General features: G+C 52.8%; 14 protein-coding genes. All 14 read left to right on the top strand.

Translation table 11 applies throughout. The features are described from left to right. The first annotated feature begins 6 nt into the window (after positions 1-6). The 14 genes from GZH47_RS03665 to yfmF all read left to right on the top strand — a co-directional run bounded on the left by GZH47_RS03665 (position 7) and on the right by yfmF (position 16307). Complete coding sequence (locus GZH47_RS03665; RefSeq protein WP_162638630.1) at positions 7-1005, top strand: polysaccharide deacetylase family protein; 999 nt, start codon at positions 7-9, stop codon at positions 1003-1005. A 127-nt stretch (positions 1006-1132) separates the two neighbouring features. Continuing rightward, positions 1133-2398, top strand: coding sequence for a M16 family metallopeptidase (locus GZH47_RS03660; protein ID WP_162638628.1), 1266 nt, complete (start codon positions 1133-1135; stop codon positions 2396-2398). A gap of 4 nt (positions 2399-2402) precedes the next feature. Then, entirely contained in the window at positions 2403-2822 is a 420-nt protein-coding gene (gene dut, locus GZH47_RS03655; RefSeq protein WP_192043614.1) for a dUTP diphosphatase, read from the top strand. A 260-nt stretch (positions 2823-3082) separates the two neighbouring features. Continuing rightward, positions 3083-3982, top strand: coding sequence for a dipicolinate synthase subunit DpsA (gene dpsA, locus GZH47_RS03650; RefSeq protein WP_162638624.1), 900 nt, complete (start codon positions 3083-3085; stop codon positions 3980-3982). Then, the gene (locus tag GZH47_RS03645; protein ID WP_162638622.1) at positions 3979-4566 is read left to right on the top strand and encodes a dipicolinate synthase subunit B; all 588 of its coding nucleotides are present in this window, start codon (positions 3979-3981) and stop codon (positions 4564-4566) included. The genes dpsA and GZH47_RS03645 overlap by 4 nt, the downstream gene beginning before the upstream one ends. 76 nt (positions 4567-4642) lie before the next feature. Beyond that, positions 4643-5683 (top strand): aspartate-semialdehyde dehydrogenase, encoded by a 1041-nt coding sequence (locus GZH47_RS03640; RefSeq protein ID WP_162638620.1) that lies wholly within the window; start codon positions 4643-4645, stop codon positions 5681-5683. A 73-nt stretch (positions 5684-5756) separates the two neighbouring features. Next, on the top strand, positions 5757-6971 hold the full coding sequence (gene dapG / locus GZH47_RS03635; RefSeq protein ID WP_162638618.1) for an aspartate kinase: 1215 nt from the start codon (positions 5757-5759) through the stop codon (positions 6969-6971). Positions 6972-7087: 116 nt separating this feature from the next. Continuing rightward, positions 7088-7951: a 4-hydroxy-tetrahydrodipicolinate synthase gene (gene dapA, locus GZH47_RS03630; protein ID WP_162638616.1), complete on the top strand. Its 864-nt coding sequence runs from the start codon at positions 7088-7090 to the stop codon at positions 7949-7951. Positions 7952-8421: 470 nt separating this feature from the next. After that, the gene (locus GZH47_RS03625; protein ID WP_162638614.1) at positions 8422-10101 is read left to right on the top strand and encodes a ribonuclease J; all 1680 of its coding nucleotides are present in this window, start codon (positions 8422-8424) and stop codon (positions 10099-10101) included. 188 nt (positions 10102-10289) lie between these two features. Continuing rightward, entirely contained in the window at positions 10290-11054 is a 765-nt protein-coding gene (locus tag GZH47_RS03620) for a ClpP family protease (RefSeq protein WP_162638613.1), read from the top strand. Next, entirely contained in the window at positions 11051-11275 is a 225-nt protein-coding gene (locus GZH47_RS03615; RefSeq protein ID WP_162638612.1) for a YlzJ-like family protein, read from the top strand. The genes GZH47_RS03620 and GZH47_RS03615 overlap by 4 nt, the downstream gene beginning before the upstream one ends. Positions 11276-11351: 76 nt before the next feature. Beyond that, entirely contained in the window at positions 11352-14009 is a 2658-nt protein-coding gene (locus GZH47_RS03610) for an FtsK/SpoIIIE family DNA translocase (protein ID WP_225446356.1), read from the top strand. 98 nt (positions 14010-14107) lie between these two features. Next, a complete protein-coding gene (sleB, locus tag GZH47_RS03605) occupies positions 14108-14899 on the top strand; it encodes a spore cortex-lytic enzyme (RefSeq protein ID WP_162638611.1) in 792 nt (263 codons plus the stop codon). 127 nt (positions 14900-15026) lie between these two features. Further along, positions 15027-16307, top strand: coding sequence for an EF-P 5-aminopentanol modification-associated protein YfmF (gene yfmF, locus GZH47_RS03600; RefSeq protein WP_162638610.1), 1281 nt, complete (start codon positions 15027-15029; stop codon positions 16305-16307). The last annotated feature ends 4 nt before the right edge of the window (positions 16308-16311 follow it).

Here is a 16311-nt window from a genome sequence, read left to right as displayed (position 1 = left end):
GAGGCAATGAAGCTGAAGAAAGGAATCATCATGCTGCTTACCATGTGCGCGCTGCTGATCACGGTGAGATTGAACGGTCCGCTGTCGGCCTATATGTACGCAGTCAAGCAAGGGGATGCATCCGCTTATGCGTCAGCCTTACCGGAACCGTCCGCTCAAGGCAAGGCATCCCTGCGCGAGATGATTCTGTCCGAAGCGGCCAAGAAGCGCATTGCACCCGTTGATGCAAGCGTCGATCGTGTTTGGAAAGCCATTCCGGGCTATAACGGCCTCGAAGTCGACGTCGACAAATCCTATCGCCTTATGCTGCATGCGCCGGAGAACGAGCCTTTCCGCTTGGTATACCGGGAAGTGGAACCGAAGGTCACCTTGGACGACCTCGGCCGAGTTCCTATTTACAAAGGCAATCCGAATAAGCCGATGGTTGCGCTGATGATTAACGTGGCTTGGGGGAACGAGTATATCCCTTCCATGCTGCAGACGCTGAAGAAGGAGAACGTAAAGGCGACTTTCTTTTTTGACGGTTCCTGGTTGAAGAAGAATACGGATGTTGCGAAACAGATTCAAGCTGCAGGTCACGAAATATCGAATCATGCGTATACGCATCCGAACATGAGCCAGCTCGACCGCAATGCGGCTTATAATCAGATCGCGAAGACGGAAGCGCTGTTGAAATCGACGCTCCATGTCCAGAATCATTGGTTCGCGCCTCCATCCGGCGACTTCAATCAAATGACGGTGGACGTCGCGGCCGAACAAGGGCTAAAAACCGTGCTATGGACGCTGGACACGGTCGATTGGAAGCATCCGCCTGCGTATTCGATTATCCAGAAGGTGCGCACGCGCGTTGAACCAGGCTCGCTCATTCTCATGCATCCGACGGATTCGTCCAGTCAAGCGCTGCAAGGAATCATTACGGCAATTAAAGGAAAAGGACTGCTGCTCGGTACCGTCAGCGACACGCTTTCCTCTAATAGGGCATCCTTAGTTGAGGCGCATCCATAATTTTGTTATAGTGAAGTCATTAATTTCAAGCTGTTGCTTGGGCGTATGCTTCCGAAGTAGTTTTGCTTGTCTTGCTGGGATAATCGGCTGCGGGCTGCGCCCACAAAACTTGTAGGAGGAGTCAGTATTGAATAACTATACGCTAAGCAACGGCCTAAGAGTCGTTGTGGAATACATTCCGACCTGTCGTTCCGTTTCTTTCGGCATTTGGGTCAAGACCGGCTCGCGCAATGAAACCCCTGACAATAACGGCATCTCTCATTTTATCGAACACATGTTGTTCAAAGGCACGGAGCGTCACAGCGCCAAAGATATCGCCGATCTGTTCGACGGCATAGGCGGCAATGTGAATGCGTTCACGGCCAAGGAGTATACGTGCTATTTCGCTAAAGTGCTGGACCAGCATCTGCCGATCGCGGTAGACGCCCTCGCGGACATGTTCTTTAATTCGAAGATGGATGCGTCGGAGCTGGCGAAAGAGAAAAACGTCATTCTGGAAGAAATTTCGATGTACGAGGATACGCCGGACGATAAAGTCCATGACGAAGCTTCGCGCGCGGCATACGGCGATCATCCGCTGGCGTATTCCATCTTGGGGTTGGAAGAGCGCCTCAACGCTATGAATGGCGACACGCTCCGCGAATACATGAATGGACATTACCGGCTCGACAATACGGTAATCGCGGTTGCGGGCAACGTGGAAGAAGGTCCGCTGCTCGAACTGTTGGAGAAGCATTTCGGCGCGTTCAATACGACGGGTTCCGAGATGGCCGTGACGACACCGCAATTTAACGGTAATTATTTGTTCCATAAGAAGAAAACGGAGCAAAATCATATTTGCATCTCGTTCCCGGGATGTTCGATTGCCGATCCCCTTCAATACGCGATGATTTTGCTGAACAACGCGATCGGCGGCGGCATGAGTTCGAGACTGTTCCAGGAAATCCGGGAGAAGCGGGGACTGGCTTACTCCGTTTACTCGTACCACACGTCGTATGCGGACAGCGGGTTGTTCACCGTTTATGCGGGGACGGCACCGAAACAGACGAAAGACGTGCTGGATCTCACGATGGAGCAGATGCACGATCTTGCGGTAAAAGGGTTGACGGATACGGAACTCAGTCGCGGCAAAGAACAGCTGAAAGGCAGTTTGATTCTCAGCCTGGAGAGCACCAGCAGCCGGATGAACCGTCTCGGCAAGAACGAATTAATGCTTGGCCGGCATTTTACGCTGGATCAAATGCTGGAACGGATCGATGCCGTGCAAATGAGCGACATTCGTGAAGTGACGAAGCGCATGCTCGCAGTACCTTTCTCGGTTGCGATGGTAGGCAGCAATGACAAAGCAGCATCGGCAATCGGGAGGGACTCGCTTGTTTCAAGTATTACTTAAACGGATGCCGGGCAACGAAGATATTCAGCTTCCTCGCAAAATGTCCGAACTGGCTGCCGGATTCGACCTTCACGCAGCCGTCACCGAGCCGGAAACGCTGGAGCCAGGCGAGCGCAAGCTCATCCCGGCAGGGTTTGCGATGGCGATGCCTGCAGAGCTTGAAGCGCAGATCCGTCCGCGCAGCGGGCTGGCTTTCAAACACGGCATCACATGCTTGAATTCGCCGGGAACGATCGATGCGGATTACCGCGGCGAGGTGAAAGTGCTGCTCATTAATCATGGCCAGCAGCCGTTCGTGATCGAGCGCGGCGAACGAATCGCACAAATGGTATTCCAACTCGTGCCGGAGGTTGCGATTTCGGAAACGGACGACTTGCCGGCAACCGTGCGAGGCGCGGGCGGCTTCGGACATACGGGCGTTTAATCGCAAACAATGAGCGGGATTTCTTTCATTCAACAATAAAGCACTGCAGCATAAGCTGTAGTGCTTTTTCTTTTTCCTGCGCAAGGATACGATTTCATTTTCACCACGCTCTGGGCGGATGCATAAGATGGTTTGTAACCAAGAGCGACACTGTCAACCGGGCAGCCTTCAGCGGGCTGACGGGTTCAGTTTGTACTGCCGACCGAACCGCAGGAAGATAACGGCGCGTATCGGTTGCTGTTGAAAGGAGTGATACCCTTATGCTGACAGGAGTTCAGGTCGTGCTTCTTGGCGGCGACGCTCGGGGACTGGAGGTCATCCGGAAGCTGACCGAGCTGGATGCAACGGTAACGGTCGCAGGCTTTGACCAGCTGCATTCGTCGTTGGACGGCGCGGTTCGCGCAGAGATGAACGAAGCGTTGTTCGTTAATGCTGACGCGTTAATCCTGCCTGCGGTTGGAACGGATGACGAAGGGAAGATCGTGGCTGTATTCAGCGATCAAGAGCTGGTGTTGACCGACGAGTACGTTGCCAAACTGCCGAAGCATTGCAAGGTCTATGCGGGCATGGCCAAACCTTACCTTCGCGATTTATGCGCCAAGCATGGCATCGTACTGGTGGAGTTGTTCGACCGAGATGATGTAGCGATATACAACTCGATCCCAACCGCCGAAGGTGCCGTCATGATGGCGATCCAGAACACGGACATTACGATCCACGGTTCTTCCTGCATGGTGCTCGGAATCGGTCGGACAGGGTTGACGCTGGCACGGACACTGCAAGGATTAGGTGCGAAAGTATTGGTTGGCGTACGCCGGGAAGAGCATTTTGCAAGAGCGTACGAGATGGGCTTCGAGCCTTTCTACATCAAGCAATTACAGCATTATGTGGGGAATATTGACTTGCTTTTTAATACAATTCCGACTATGATAGTCACAGCGCAAATTATAGCAAATTTGCCCTCGCGAGCGGTCATTATCGACCTTGCATCCAAGCCCGGCGGAACGGATTTTCGCTTTGCCGAGAAGCGCGGAATCAAGGCCTTGCTCGCCCCCGGCCTCCCAGGAATCGTCGCACCCAAAACAGCTGGACGCATCATAGCGGATTGTTTGAGTCGATTGATTATGGAAGATACCAGGTTACGGGGGAATGAGCAATGAAATGGCAAGGCAAAACGGTGGGCTATGCGCTCTCCGGTTCTCACTGTACGTTTGCGGAGGTTATGCCGGTCATCCAACGGTTCGTTGACGAAGGCGCGAATGTCGTGCCCATCGTAACGCAAACCCTTATTACCACGGATACCCGGTTCGGAACGGCAGAAGAATGGCAGCGTCAACTGAAGTCCATCACCGGAAACGAAATCATATCGACCATTGTCGATGCAGAGCCCTTGGGGCCTTCCAAACTGCTCGACGTTCTAGTTATCGCCCCTTGCACGGGCAACACGACCAGCAAGCTCGCCAACGCCATGACGGACAGTCCTGTTCTTATGGCTGCGAAAGCGCAGTTGCGCAATCAGCGTCCGCTCGTACTGGCCATCTCGACCAATGACGGACTTGGCTTGAATGCGGCGAATATCGCCAAACTACTCGTTTGCAAGAACGTATATTTTGTTCCGTTCGGGCAGGATAATCCCATTCAGAAGCCCAATTCATTGGTCGCCAAAATGGAATTGGTTCCCGAAGCCTGTGAAGCAGCTTTGAACGGCAAACAGCTTCAGCCTCTCCTGGTCGAACGCGCCTAATCACATTTCACAACTCCACATATGCACCAGGAGCAATCTTGACATAAGTTCTTTTTGAGGGGAGACACGGCAATCAATGTCGCAGCAGAAGTTGTTTAACGTCGCTGTAGTCGGAGCGACAGGCGCAGTAGGAGAACAAATCATCGGATTGCTCGAGAAACGCGATTTCCCCATTGCAGAGCTTAAATTGCTGTCTTCCGCTCGATCAGCGGGCACGAAACTCATGTTTAAAGGTAAGGAATATACAGTCGAAGAAGCAACGCCCGAAAGCTTTAAAGGTGTAGAAATCGCTTTGTTCAGTGCTGGCGGGGACGTGTCGAAAGCACTTGCCCCCCACGCTGTCGAGCATGGCGCGGTTTGCATCGACAATACGAATGCTTATCGAATGGATCCGGACACGCCGCTTGTCGTTCCGGAAGTCAATATCGATAAAGTCAACGAACATAAAGGCATTATCGCAAATCCGAACTGTTCGACAATCCAATTGGTGGCGGCATTGAAACCGCTGCAGGAACGGTACGGTATTGCTCGCATTATCGTGTCCACCTACCAAGCCGTTTCTGGCGCTGGCAGCCGCGCAATCGACGAATTGCTTCGCCAAACGCGCGAAGTGCTGGATGGAAACGAAGTCGATCCGGATATTTTACCGGTTGGATCGCTGCCGGTGAAGCATCAAATCGCCTTTAATGCGATTCCTCAAATCGATAAATTTCAAGAGAACGGCTATACGCTGGAAGAGATGAAGATGGTCCGCGAGACGAAGAAAATTTTGGACGACGAATCGATCGATGTCACTGCGACTTGCGTCCGGATTCCTGTCGTTTACGGTCACTCGGAGTCGGTATACGTAGAATTCAAAAACGATTACGAACTGGAAGACGTCAAGAATCTGCTTGCTGACGCTCCCGGCGTCGTTCTAGTCGACGATCCTGCAGGTCAACGGTATCCGCTTGCTACGGAAGCAGCTGGTAAACCTGAAGTGTTCGTTGGTCGGCTTCGCCGTGATTTGGGTCATGCACGCGGCCTGAACTTATGGATCGTATCGGATAATCTGCTCAAAGGGGCAGCATGGAACGCTGTCCAAATCGCAGAATACATCGCCATCGAGAAGCCATAATCTTAACAGCATAAGCAGGTTGTCAGGGCGGAACGGTCCGGCGGGCTTCACAGTCGGATATGGAGGTTTGACAATGCCCATCCTCGTGCAAAAGTTCGGCGGTACTTCGCTGTCTTCTGACGAAGGTAGAGAGCTTGTAATCAAGCATATTCAACGGGAACGGCAACGACAGTATGGACTAGTCGTTGTCGTCTCTGCAATGGGACGGAAAGGCGATCCGTACGCTACGGACACGCTGCTCTCGCTCATCGCGCGGCATGGCGATTCTTTGCCTGCCAAGGAACGGGATATGCTTCAAGGCTGTGGTGAAATCATTTCCGCATCGGTTCTGTGCAGCCTGGTTCGCGCTGCGGGCATTCCGGCAATTGCGCTAACTGGCGGCGGGGCAGGTATTTTGACGGATAATCAGTTCGGCAAAGCGAGAATCTTGGAGATTCGCGCCGAACGAATCCATCAAGCGCTGCGGGAAGGTCAAGTCGTGATCGTGACCGGTTTCCAAGGCGTTACGGAATCAGGAGATTTTACGACCCTCGGCAGAGGCGGGAGCGATACGTCGGCTACGGCGCTAGGCGCGGCGCTTCATGCAGAGCGAGTCGATATCTATACAGACGTGAACGGGATTCTCACGGCAGATCCCCGGATCGTCAAAGACGCACGCGCATTATCGGTTATCAGTTATTCCGAAGTAGGCAATATGGCAAGACAAGGCGCCAAGGTCATTCATCCGCGAGCCGTGGAAATCGCACAGCAAGCGCGAATTCCGCTGCGTGTCCGGTCGACCTTCTCGGAAGACGAAGGTACCCTCGTGACGGATTTGGCGGATGTCTTGAAATCAGCGGCCGTTCATGACAGGCATGTAACGGGTGTCGCGCATGTCAGTGGCGTTACGCAGATCACCGTACAGGCGCAAGACGGTCCATCCGACGTACAGCTGCAGGTGTTTCAAGCAATGGCGAAACATCAGATCAGCGTCGATTTCATTAACGTAAACCCGGGCGGTGCGGTGTATACCGTATTCGACCATGATGCGGATAAAGCGGTTTCAGTCTTGGAGGACATCGGGTATGCACCGCGCGCTGTGAGCGGATGTGCCAAAATATCGGTCATCGGCGGCGGCATGAACGGCGTTCCTGGAATCATGGCCCGAATCGTCGAAGCATTGACGGAACAGGGCATACCGATTCTGCAGTCTGCGGACTCGAATACGACCATATGGGTATTGGTGCTCGAGAGCTACATGGCGAGCGCGCTTCAGTCGCTGCATGCCAAATTTTCACTGCACGAGTAGCGGCATCTTCTTATTTTTCATGCAATTCTTATGATTATGAATTTTATGCTTTGCAAAAATCAGGCTTATGCTTACGATGCGAATTTTGCTTTGCAAAATTCTGAGGAGGAATCGTTTTGGATTTCGGACGTTTAGTAACTGCTATGGTAACCCCGTTCTCTGCAGACGGTTCGATCGACTGGGACACGACGGGGCGGTTATTGAATTATTTAATTGAAGATCAAGTGAGCGACGGCATCGTCGTCTGCGGCACGACCGGTGAATCTCCTACTTTGAACGATGAGGAGAAGCGTTCGTTATTCTCCTTTGCGGTTAAACAGGCAGGCGGTCGCTGCAAAATCATTGCAGGCACAGGCAGCAACGATACTGCGCATTCGATTCATCTGACGAAAATCGCGGAACAATGCGGTGTTGATGCCGTGCTGCTTGTAGCGCCATATTACAACAAGCCGACGCAAGAAGGGCTGTATCAGCATTTCAAAGCCATTGCCGAAGCGACGACGCTTCCGGTCATGCTTTATAACGTTCCAGGCCGGACAATTGTTAGCCTCTCTGCCGCAACGACGCTTCGACTGGCACAATTGCCGAATGTCGTTGCAACGAAAGAATGCGCAGGGCTGGACCAGGTAACGGAAATCGTAACAGGTGCACCTGATGGCTTCCTCGTTTACAGCGGTGACGATAGCTCGGCATTGCCGGCGCTGGCAGTCGGTGCGCATGGTATTGTGAGCGTAGCAAGCCATGTCGTCGGAAAACCGATGAAAGCGATGATTCAAGCTTATTTGGAAGGCAATGTCGCGCAAGCTGCAAAGCTTCATGGCGACAATCTTCCGATTTTCAAAGGCTTATTCGATCTTCCTAACCCGGTTCTCGTGAAAGCGGCATTGGAGCTTCGCGGCTTGCCCGTCGGCGGCGTTCGTCTTCCGTTAGTTGCGGCAAATGAAAGCGAAATTGCAACTCTTCGTCAAATTTTGAACTAATAATCACTGCTTCGCGGGTATACAGCTGCATTCGCCACAAACCGGTGCGCTTGCATCGGTTTTTTATTTGAATGCTGAATGCACGATTGGGGCTTTATTTTAAAGCCTTTATTTAACAATATTCGGACAAGCCCTCTCCGGACGGGATCGCGAAAGCGGTAACAGTCCGCATTTTCTCTGAAGGATTGGGAAAATAACCATTACTTGTTTTTCTTATTTTCAATCATGTATAATGAATGCAAGTGACGGTGTGCGGCAAAATTTTGAAAAAGTGTAACGCCAAGGGGCGGCGTTCAACAAGCACTGGTTATCGATTGCATGCAGCGGCGATCCCGAGGGTGGAAACGGCTGCCATGTAATTCTAGCTCGGACTATAAATTAATAGATGAAACGCAGTGTCTTCTCTCGCTTTTTTGAAGCGATGCGGGGTACATCTTGTTTCGTACTACGATTAGGAGGTATGGATTCACTTGTCAAAGAAAAATATCCAGGATAAGCTGCTTATCTTCGCGCTAGGCGGCGTTGGTGAAATCGGTAAGAACATGTACGTCGTTCAATACGGTAACGATATCGTTGTGGTAGACGCGGGTCTTAAATTCCCTGAAGAAGATATGCTCGGTATTGATATTGTCATCCCTGACATTACGTACTTAACAGAGAATCGCGATAAAGTAAGAGGTATTCTGATTACCCACGGTCACGAGGATCATATCGGCGGATTGCCATATGTATTGAAGCACCTCAACGTTCCGCTGTATGCTACCAAGCTGACGCTCGGTCTCATTGAAGGTAAATTGAAGGAAGCGGGCCTGCTTGGCGAAACGAAACGCATTCTGATCAACGCAGAAAGCGAAGTGCAGCTGGGCTCCATCAAAGCATCCTTCTTCAAAACGAATCACAGTATTCCGGATTCGGTCGGCGTATGTTTGGACACGCCTGAAGGAACTGTCGTGCATACGGGCGACTTTAAATTCGATCATACACCTGTAAATAATCAATATGCGGATTTACAGCGCATTGCGGATATTGGCCGTCGTGGCGTTCTGGCGCTTCTGTCGGACAGCACGAATGCCGAGCGCGCAGGGTTTACGCCTTCGGAAAGCATGATCGGGTCTGAGCTGGAAGATATTTTCCGCAAAGCGACGCAGCGCGTCGTAGTAGCGACATTTGCATCGAACGTACACCGTATTCAGCAAGTCGTGAATGCGGCCATCGCGACGAAACGCAAAATTGCCGTTGTCGGACGCAGCATGGTGAACGTCGTTACGATCGCATCGGAACTTGGATACTTGAATATTCCGGAAGGCACGATTATCGAGCCTGAAGAGATTAATAAAATGGCCGCTGACCGTGTTGCAGTATTATCTACGGGCAGCCAAGGCGAGCCGATGTCCGCACTTACGCGGATGGCGCGCTCGACGCACCGCAAAGTCGATATTATGCCTGGTGACACCGTTATCATCGCAGCTACGCCAATTCCGGGTAACGAACGTTATGTCGGCCGTACGGTTGACGAATTGTTCCGACTCGGCGCTAACGTCATTTACGGACCGGGCTCTGTTTCGGGCGTTCACGTTTCCGGTCACGGAAGCCAGGAAGAATTAAAGCTGATGCTCAACCTGATTCGCCCGAAATACTTCATTCCGATTCACGGTGAATATCGTATGCTCCGTCAGCACGCTTTGCTGGGCGAGGCAGTCGGCATCGAACGCGAAAATATCTTCATTGTCGACAATGGGGATACGGTGGAATTCCAAGCCGGCACGGCTCGCAAAGGCAGCAAAGTGCCTGCAGGCAACGTGCTGATTGACGGACTGGGCGTTGGCGACGTAGGTAACATCGTGCTTCGCGACCGTAAATTACTGTCCCAGGATGGTATCCTTGTCGTCGTCGTGACGTTAAGCAAGCAAGACGGTGCGATCTTGTCCGGTCCGGACATTATCTCCCGCGGGTTTGTCTATGTTCGCGAATCGGAAGGACTGCTAGAAGAGGCAAACCGGATCGTAACTTCGACGCTGCACAAGCTGATGAACGATAAAGTGAACGAATGGGCATCGCTCAAAACGAACGTTAAGGATGCGCTCGGCCGCTTCTTGTACGAGCAGACGCGTCGCCGTCCGATGATTTTGCCGATTATTATGGAAGTTTAATTTCAGATCACGTCTGTCAGACGGTCTTTGGCGAAGCGATTGCTTCCGCCGAAGGCCGTTTTTTTCGTTTGCATGCCATGTCAGGCAGGCGATCTTTCCGTGCAACTGCATAAATCCGCAAGCAGATTCCATACTATGCAGAGCCAGCCATGGCAAAGCATAGCGAGCATATTGAAGGAGGACAGGCAATGTGGGAGGAATCATTCAAAGCGGAGCAGCCGGAACCGCCGGCAGGAGAACGTAAACCGCCGATCGGCAATCCCGTCGTTGAAACGATACAGCAATTGGGTCAGACGACAACGCCTTCATCGGAATCGAATATTTTCTGCATGACGATTATCGGCCAGGTCGAAGGGCATATTGTGCTGCCGCCGCAGAACAAGACGACGAAGTACGAACATTTGATTCCTCAATTAGTAGCAGCCGAGCAAAATGCGAAGATTGAAGGCATAATGATCGTACTGAACACAGTGGGCGGGGATGTGGAAGCAGGGTTAGCCATTGCCGAAATGATCTCTTCGTTAACGAAACCGACGGTTACGCTCGTATTGGGCGGGGGACATTCCATTGGCGTACCGATTGCGGTTGCCGGCAACACATCTTTCATTGCCGAAACCGCAACGATGACGATTCATCCGATTCGGTTGAACGGTCTAGTAATCGGCGTTCCGCAAACCTTTGAGTATTTGGACAAGATGCAGGAGCGAGTCGTCAGGTTCGTGACCTCTCATTCCAATGTAACGGAAGAGAAGTTCAAAGAGCTGATGTTTAAAACCGGGGAATTGACACGCGATATCGGCACGACCGTGATCGGTACCGATGCCGTCAAGCATGGCTTGATCGATCGTGTAGGCGGCATCGGCCAAGCGCTGCGAGAACTGAATATGCTGATCGAAGCGCGGAAACAGTCGGCAGGTACCGCGGCAATCACGGCGGGAGGGCTGACGCAATGACCATCTACTCGACGATGCCGATGGAAATTGTCTTTGAAGGCATAAGTCAGCAGCCAGGTCCTTATGTGGACGTGCAAGTCGGAGATGTGCGCTTGCAAATCGAGGCGGTATCTCCCGGAATCGGGCGTATCGTCAGATTGATGGACGGCCCGTTGGATGCCTACCTGAGACCGGAATTATCGCCGGGAACGCTGGTCGCTTACGGCCCGTCAATGCTGTAACTAGGCGCTGTTACTGGATAATAGTAGCACATCGCACCTTTCTCCTATGGTATAATGGGGACTAGAGGTGACGATTTTGGCTAAGAAAAAGAAGAAGCGAAAGAGCTCAGTCGGGACGAGCCTTAAGTTTGAAGTGTATGGCATTTTGCTCATTACTGTGTCCGTGATCGCGCTCTCCGGAGAAGCGACGGTCGGGCGGGCATTATCGAAGTTATTTGGACTTGTATTAGGCAAGTTCTATTTTGTTTTGGCATTAGTCGGCATTTATGTCGGCTTGGCGGTCATGGTCAAGCGTGCATGGCCGAGCGGTTGGACGACCCGGAAGACAGGCGTGCTGCTGCTTGTTCTCGCTTGTACGCTTTGGAGCTCGATGGCCGTGATGGACCAGAAGACCGAACCGACGGGCGGATTATCGTCCACCTATATTTTAGCTCAGCTTGGCAGTGACATCCGAGGATCGCTGATGGATTCGCCTTCGGATCTTCAGGGGAACGAAGCCGTTCATTCGGCAAGCGGAGGTTATGCAGGCGCCATTCAATATACGCTGCTGTTCTGGTTGTTCGGCTATTTCGGCGCAAAGTTTATTATGATCGTGATGTTTGCGATATCCATCATGTTGATGACTGGCAAGTCGTACGTCGACTTGCTGCGTTCCGGCCGTATCAGAGGCGGACGGCTCTGGTCGCTGCTGCGGATGAAGTTCGCTTCGAGACGGCAAGCGCTGGCAGCCGCGGGGCCTAAGACAAGCAGCAAGTCCGTCGTGTCACTGGATGACTTGGACGATGACGATGATGATGACGAGTACGCGGCGGCGATGAAGTCCCGCGCGCAGAAGAAACGCTCGCCGATCTTTTCTTGGTTTAACGACGTGTCTAAGCCCAACAGTAACGAGCACGCCGACGGCGACCATGAATGGCAGCTCGAGGACGGAAACTCCGGCGAAACGTTTGGCGGCGGCAAATCCGCTCATCCTGCCGCATGGCAGGATGAGGACGACCAAGAGGAGCCGTTTGAAAACTGGCGGTCCAGCGTCTTGGAAGACGGGGGGACAGCCGAGGGGGCGCCAGCGGATATTCAACAGCCGGTACAATCGAATCATGGAATGAACCTAGCAGTTGAGGTTGATCATGTTCCGGATGATGAGCTGGAGCCGTTTACACCTGGACATCTTGCTGCAGATGACGATGACAATGACGATTTCGCTGAAGAGCCGCAAGTACAGTCAATTCCGCGCAGTCCTGCCATTGCCTCGCCGGATGAGGATGAAGGTTCTAACGGACCGGGAAGCATCGTTAAGCCGCCTACCGAGAAACCTTATTTGCTTCCTTCGCTAGGTCTGCTTCAGAAACCGAGCGCAGGAGCGAAAGCCGGGGATTCCGCAGATTCCATTGAATCGCGGCGCAAGCTCGAAGCGACACTAGAAAGTTTCGGCGTTCGAGCGAAAGTGCTGGACGTCGTCCGCGGGCCGGCCGTCACGCGCTATGAAGTGCAGCCTGCTACCGGGGTTAAAGTCAGCCGGATCGTCGGCTTGACGGACGATATCGCGCTTGCGCTCGCCGCGAAGGACATTCGGATGGAAGCGCCGATTCCCGGCAAATCCGCCATCGGCATCGAAGTGCCGAATACGGAAGTGTCCATCGTAACGATGCGTGAAGTTATGGAGACGCCTTCGTTTCAGAATGCGACGTCGCGGATGTCCATCGCGTTCGGACGCGATATTTCAGGACAGCCGATCGTTGGCAACTTGGCGAAGATGCCCCATTTGCTCGTAGCGGGCGCGACGGGATCCGGTAAGTCCGTTTGCATCAATGGGATCATCACGAGCATTTTGTATAAAGCGAGACCAGATGAAGTCAAGCTGTTGATGATCGACCCGAAAATGGTCGAGTTGAATATGTATAATGGCATTCCGCATCTCCTTGCGCCGGTCGTGACGGATCCTAGACGCGCTTCGCTGGCGCTCAAGAAGATCGTCGTTGAAATGGAGAAGCGCTACGAATTGTTCTCGAAATCAGGGACGCGGAACATTGAGGGCTACAATACCCTGATGGCCGAAAATCCGTCCGCCGTGCTGCCGTACATCGTCGTCATCGTCGACGAATTAGCAGATCTAATGATGGTTGCGGCGAATGATGTCGAGGATGCCATCTGCCGTCTTGCGCAAATGGCCCGCGCATCGGGCATCCATCTCATTATCGCTACGCAGCGGCCTTCCGTAGATGTCATCACGGGTGTCATCAAAGCCAATATTCCTTCGCGGATCGCGTTCGGCGTTTCCTCGCAGGTGGATTCCCGTACGATCCTGGATATGGCTGGCGCCGAGAAACTGCTCGGCCGCGGCGATATGTTATTCCTCCCGGTGGGCATGTCCAAGCCAATCCGGGTTCAAGGCGCGTTCCTCTCCGATCAGGAAGTGGAGGCTATCGTAAACTATGCGCGCGGCCAAGGAGAAGCTGAATATAAAGAAGATTTGGTTCCGGAAATCGATGATGCGGCGACCGAGAACGAAGAGATTCTGGACGAGCTGTACGAACAGGCCGTCCGTATCGTGCTAGAGGCTAAGCAGGCCTCCGTGTCGCTGCTGCAGCGGCGCATGCGTATCGGTTATACGCGCGCCGCCAGATTGATCGATCAAATGGAGGCGCGCAGCATCGTGGGCCCTTACGAGGGCAGCAAGCCGCGCGAAGTGTTATTGACGGTGGATCAATACGATGCCGGCAGAATAAGTTCTTAATTCGGCATCATGCATAGTTGTTCCCTCGATTTCTCATAATAGGAATATGCTTCGCTTGCTTTGCAAATCCATTTGCAAAAGAAAGGCAGATCCTAAAGATGAGAAATCGTTTAATCGCGGTGACCATCGTCATCGTCCTTCTGTTGTTCGGCGCATTCACGATCAAACATGCGCACTTCGGTCAAACGACCGAGACGTTCAGCAGCGCTATACTGAAGGTCGGTTCTTCAGGCAAAGATGTGACCGAGCTTCAAGGGCGGCTGAAGTTCCTCGGCTTTTTTGACGGCAAAGTGGATGGCCAGTTCGGTTCCGCCACCAAAAACGCCGTTACGTGGTTTCAATGGAAATTCGGTTTGAAATCCGATGGCGTCGTCGGCGCCAAGACGAAGCTGAAGCTGTGGGAAGCGACCAAGACCTGGGCGCCATCGGCGGCTGACAACGCGGGCTCGGGAGGAACGAGCAGCAGCGGCAGCGGGAACGCATCCCAAGGCAGCGACACGTCCTCGGATGTAACCAAGTCCAACAATCTCGGCTTATCCGCCAATGATCTGAAGCTAATGGCCAATGCGGTGTATGGCGAATCGCGCGGCGAGCCGTATATCGGTCAAGTAGCGGTTGCAGCCGTCATTCTGAATCGCGTGAAGTCACCAAGCTTCCCGAATACGGTATCCGGTGTGATTTTCCAGCCGGGAGCGTTCACTGCCGTAGCGGACGGCCAAATTTGGCTGACCCCGAATGAAAATGCGAAGAAAGCGGTACAGGATGCGCTGAACGGCATGGATCCTACCGGCGGATGCATCTATTACTTCAATCCAGAGACGGCAACGTCCAAGTGGATATGGTCGCGGCCGCAGGTGAAGACGATCGGAAAACATATTTTCTGCATGTAGCATCGACTGAAGCAGCCCGCCTAAGGACGCGGGTTGCTTCTTCCTTTTCCGATCGGGTAGAATGGAATAGAACCTTGGAAATTGGAATAGATTGACTTTATATTAGAGCGGAAGGGGACGTGAAAGCGTGAGCAACACGTCGTTTCAACGAGGCCAGCTGAACCGGATTCGCCTCCATGTGCTGCCGACAAAACGTTTCAAAACCTTTTCTATTTCCTTGTATGCGGGTTTGCCGCTTCATGAGACGACCGTCACTTCGGCCGCATTAATTCCTTTCGTGCTGCGAAGAGGGACCGCTTCCACGCCGGAGACGATCGCATTCCGCGAGCGTCTGGATGAGCTGTATGGCGCCGGCTTCGGATTTGACGTATATAAACGCGGAGATGCGCAAATTGTGCAGTTCCGCATGGATGTCATTAATGACCGGTTCGTTTCGTCGAATCAGCCATTGCTGGCATCGTCCCTTAAGCTGTTAGGCGAAGTGGTGACGGATCCTGTGCTCGAGAACGGCCAGCTGCGGGCGAAATATGTCGAAGCGGAGAAACAGACGCTGCGTAAACGGCTGGAAGCGATCATTAACGATAAAATCCGGTATGCCTCCGAACGCTGCTTGGAGGTTATGTGCGCGGATGAGCCTTATAGGCTGCACCCTTTGGGCCGGTTGGAAGATATCGACGCCATTACGCCCGCGTCGGTTACGGAGGCGTATCGGGCATGGCTGAGTCAAGCTGCCTTCGATCTGTACGTCGTCGGGGATACGACGCTGGACGAAGTGAAGTCTCTCGTCGCGGAATCGTTCCGCGGCAACGAAGGCAAGCCTGCCGAGTACGGGCTGCCTCTCATTAACAAGCCGGTCAAGGAAACGAAGACAGTCGTCGAACGGATGGAAGTGACCCAAGGGAAGCTGAACATGGGACTGCGCATCAATACGTCTTATGGGGATGACAACTACCCGGCTGCATTGATGTACAACGGAATATTGGGCGGCTATCCGCATTCCAAACTGTTTCTCAATGTAAGGGAGAAGGCGAGCCTGGCGTACTACGCAGCTTCCCGCCTCGATGGCCACAAAGGCATCTGCACGATTCAATCCGGCATTGAGTTCGCCAATTACGAGAAGGCAAAGACCATTATACAAGAGCAGCTGGAGCAGATGCGAAGCGGTTCTTACAGCGAGCTGGAGATGAACCAGACGAAAGCGATGATCGCGAATCACTTGCGTGAACTTCAAGATTCCGCGAACGAAATGATCGGCTTCGATTTCAATGCCGTCCTTTCGAAGCGAGAGCGCTCCGCTACGCAGCTGCTGGAAGAGGTTCAGGCTGTAACAGCCGAGCAAATCGCCGCGGTTGCGCGCAAAACCGAGTTGGATACGATCTACTTCCTGCGTGACAGAAAGGAGGGCTAAGTCT

The organism is Paenibacillus rhizovicinus (assembly GCF_010365285.1).
GTDB classification, from domain to species: Bacteria; Bacillota; Bacilli; order Paenibacillales; family Paenibacillaceae; genus Paenibacillus_Z; species Paenibacillus_Z rhizovicinus.
This window is presented reverse-complemented; position numbering and strand designations above follow the sequence as displayed.

Bases quoted from the DNA above. Each gene is read 5' to 3' on its own strand.
- GZH47_RS03665 (WP_162638630.1), top strand. From the start codon at position 7: ATGAAGCTGAAGAAAGGAATCATCATGCTGCTTACCATGTGCGCGCTG.
- dut (WP_192043614.1), top strand. From the start codon at position 2,403: ATGCCGGGCAACGAAGATATTCAGCTTCCTCGCAAAATGTCCGAACTG.
- dpsA (WP_162638624.1), top strand. From the start codon at position 3,083: ATGCTGACAGGAGTTCAGGTCGTGCTTCTTGGCGGCGACGCTCGGGGA.
- GZH47_RS03645 (WP_162638622.1), top strand. From the start codon at position 3,979: ATGAAATGGCAAGGCAAAACGGTGGGCTATGCGCTCTCCGGTTCTCAC.
- GZH47_RS03640 (WP_162638620.1), top strand. From the start codon at position 4,643: ATGTCGCAGCAGAAGTTGTTTAACGTCGCTGTAGTCGGAGCGACAGGC.
- dapG (WP_162638618.1), top strand. From the start codon at position 5,757: ATGCCCATCCTCGTGCAAAAGTTCGGCGGTACTTCGCTGTCTTCTGAC.
- GZH47_RS03620 (WP_162638613.1), top strand. From the start codon at position 10,290: ATGTGGGAGGAATCATTCAAAGCGGAGCAGCCGGAACCGCCGGCAGGA.
- GZH47_RS03615 (WP_162638612.1), top strand. From the start codon at position 11,051: ATGACCATCTACTCGACGATGCCGATGGAAATTGTCTTTGAAGGCATA.
- sleB (WP_162638611.1), top strand. From the start codon at position 14,108: ATGAGAAATCGTTTAATCGCGGTGACCATCGTCATCGTCCTTCTGTTG.